This is a genomic window from Aminobacter sp. P4_H6_2, assembly GCF_056400805.1.
Map to the genome: position 1 here is coordinate 1 of NZ_JBFUKO010000601.1, position 3,235 is coordinate 3,235.

Below are 3,235 nucleotides of genomic sequence, written 5' to 3' on the forward strand. Positions count from 1 at the left end.
AACTGGAACGCCGCGATCTCAACACTCCCCTTGTGACGCTAAGCATCGGCGCCGGCAAGCGCACCGCAACGATCATCGAACGCGTTTGATTTCGGCCGGAAGGAGACAGACATGACCTATACAAACTTCACGGTCGAAACCGATGCTGATGGCATCGCGCTCGTTACCTGGAACATGCCCGATCGCTCGATGAACGTCTTCACCGAAGAGGTGATGAGCGAACTCGACAAGATCATCGACCAGGTGGTGGCGGATGCCGGCATCAAGGGCGCGGTCATCACCTCGGGCAAGGAGACCTTCTCCGGCGGTGCTGACCTCACCATGCTGCAGAAGATGCTGAAGCTCTTCGCCAAGGAAAAGGCCAAGGATCCGGAAAAGGCGGCGAAGCTTCTGTTCGACAATGCCGGCCGCATGGGCGCGCTCTGGCGCAAGCTCGAGACTTCGGGCAAGCCTTGGGTTTCGGCGATCAACGGCACCTGCATGGGCGGTGCTTTCGAGCTGTCGCTGGCCTGCCATGGCCGCGTTGCGGCTGATAGCGACAAGGTCAAGATGGCTCTGCCTGAAGTGAAGGTTGGCATCTTCCCGGGTGCCGGTGGTACCCAGCGTGTGCCCAGGCTGACCGATCCGCAATCGGCGCTGCAGATGCTGACCTCGGGCCAGACCCTGACGCCGCAAAAGGCCAAGGGCATGGGCCTGATCCACGCGGTCGTCGAGCCGGCCAAGCTGATCGAAGCCGCGAAGGCGATGATCACCGCAGGGCTGAAACCGGTCCAGCCATGGGACGAGAAGGGCTTCAAGTTGCCTGGCGGTCCAGTCTATTCGGCGGCGGGCGCCAACCTCTGGCCGCCGGCAATCGCCATCCTGCGCCGCGAGACCTATGGCAACTATCCGGCCGCAACCGCGATCCTGAAGTCGGTCTATGAAGGCCTTTTGGTGCCGTTCGACACCGGCCTGCGCATCGAGCAGCGCTACTTCACCGAGATCATGCAGACCAAGGAAGCGGCAGCAATGATCCGCTCGCTGTTCGTGTCGCTGCAGGAACTGAACAAGGGCGCGCGCCGCCCGGCCGGCGTGCCGGATACCAAGTTCAAGAAGATCGGCATCCTGGGTGCCGGTTTCATGGGCGCGGGCATCGCCTATGTCACCGCCAAGGCCGGCATTCCGGTTGTGCTTCTCGATCGTGACATGGAATCTGCCGAAAAGGGCAAGGCCCATTGCGACAACCTGATCTCCGAACAGGTCAAGAAGGGCCGCGCCAAGGCCGAGGAGCGTGACAAGCTGCTGTCGCTGATCACACCAACCGCCGACTACGCCGATCTTAATGGCTGCGACCTCGTGGTCGAAGCGGTGTTCGAGGATTCCGAGGTCAAGAAGGGCGCGACCGAAAAGGCCGAGGCCGTGCTCAAGTCGTCGGCGGTGTTTGCCTCCAACACCTCGACAATTCCGATCACCTCGCTTGCCAGGAACTCGGTGCGGCCGAAGAACTTCATCGGCATCCACTTCTTCTCGCCGGTCGACAAGATGATGCTGGTCGAGATCATCATGGGCAAGAAGACAGGCGACAAGGCGCTGGCTGTGGCGATGGATTTCGTCCGCGCCATCAAGAAGACGCCGATCGTCGTCAACGACACGCGTGGCTTCTACGTCAACCGCTGCGTGCTGCGCTACATGTCGGAAGCCTTCAAGATGCTGATCGAAGGCGTGCCGGCTGCGATGATCGAAAATGCCGCCAAGGCTGCCGGCATGCCTGTGGGACCACTGGCGCTGACCGACGAGACGGCGGTCGACCTCGCCCAGAAGATCATGAAGCAGACCATCAGGGATCTCGGCGAAAAGGCTGTCGATCCGCGCCAGATGGCGCTGATCAACACCATGGTCGACAGCCATGGCCGCCTCGGCCGCAAGAACACCAAGGGCTTCTATGATTATCCGGCGAAGCCCGCCAAGAAGAAGCTGTGGCCGGGCCTCAAGGATCTCTATCCGCAGCTTGCTCCTGAGAAGGTCGATGTCGAGGAACTGAAGCAGCGCCTGCTGTCAGTCATCGCGCTCGAAGCGGTGCGGGTGATGGAAGAGGGCATCGTCACCGACCCGCGCGAGGCGGATGTCGGCTCGATCCTGGCCTTTGGCTTCGCGCCCTATACGGGTGGTGCACTGTCTTACATCGACGGCATCGGCGCCAAGAAGTTCGTCAAGATCGCCAAGGAGTTGCAGAAGAAATACGGTGCCGAGTTCAAGGCGCCCAAGCTTCTGCTCGATATGGCCGAGAAGGGCGAGACCTTCTACCAGCGCTTCGATCCTTACGCCAAGGTCGAGGAAAAGAAGGCGGCCTGACGCAGCATGTACGTATGGGCAAGACTGGCTCGCATGGCCGCGACGAAATCTCGTCGCGGTCCCTACCGTTTTGGCGACGAAGGCCGGCTGTCGTTCCGCTGCCTGCCGACCGACATCGACTTCAACATGCATCTCAACAATGCGCGCTACATGATGCTGGCCGATGTCGGCCGCATCGACATCTTCATGCGCAGTGGCCTGATCGAACTTGCCCGCAAGCGTGGCTGGGCGCCGATGCTAGGTGGGCTGCAGACGGTGTTCGTGCGCGAGATCAGGCTATGGAAGCGCTTCGAGGTGGTGTCCTCGATCGAGACCTGGAACGGCACCGAGGTGATCGGCAAGCACCGCTTCGTGCTCGACAATGGCGAGACCGCAGCCCTGATCATGACCAGCGCCGGCGTCTATGATCGCAACAACAGGCGCTTCGTGGAGATCGGCGATCTCATGCGACAGCTTGGGGTTGATGCCACGCCGCGCCCGGTGAGCGCTGAAGAAGAGATCTTCATCGCCTCGCACAAGGGTTTGCGGACATTGGCCAAGGCGAAGGAATGACGCTGAGGAAATCGCGGCAGGCAGCGCCTGTCCGCTATCTCGGCCAAGGCGCAAATGATAATATCAGCAAGTGCTGATGTTGGCATTTACCGGGAGGATTGTCATGCGCATGCTGCTGAAGATCTCGATCCCCGCCACCCAGGGAAACCGCGCCATCAAGGACGGCAGCCTGGCCGCCATCATGGAAAAGTCGCTCTCCGAGCTCAAGCCCGAAGCCGCCTTCTTCACCTTGGACAACGGCAACCGCACGGCCTTCGTGTTTGTCGATGTGAAGGATATCACCGCCATCCCCAGCATTTGCGAGCCGTTTTTCCACGGTTTCGACGCGGCGATCGACATGACGCCGGTCATG

The 3,235-nt window shown here is 60.9% G+C and carries 3 protein-coding genes; all 3 read left to right on the forward strand.

Features of this window, described 5'->3' with window-relative positions:
• Positions 1-111 precede the first annotated feature (111 nt).
• Entirely contained in the window at positions 112-2,331 is a 2,220-nt protein-coding gene (locus AC1DUU_RS27240; protein WP_476786473.1) for a 3-hydroxyacyl-CoA dehydrogenase NAD-binding domain-containing protein, read from the forward strand.
• A gap of 6 nt (positions 2,332-2,337) precedes the next feature.
• Complete coding sequence (locus tag AC1DUU_RS27245; protein WP_476786474.1) at positions 2,338-2,883, forward strand: thioesterase family protein; 546 nt, start codon at positions 2,338-2,340, stop codon at positions 2,881-2,883.
• A 103-nt stretch (positions 2,884-2,986) separates the two neighbouring features.
• Positions 2,987-3,235: hypothetical protein (locus AC1DUU_RS27250; RefSeq protein WP_476786475.1), on the forward strand; the 249-nt coding region annotated here is incomplete at its 3' end.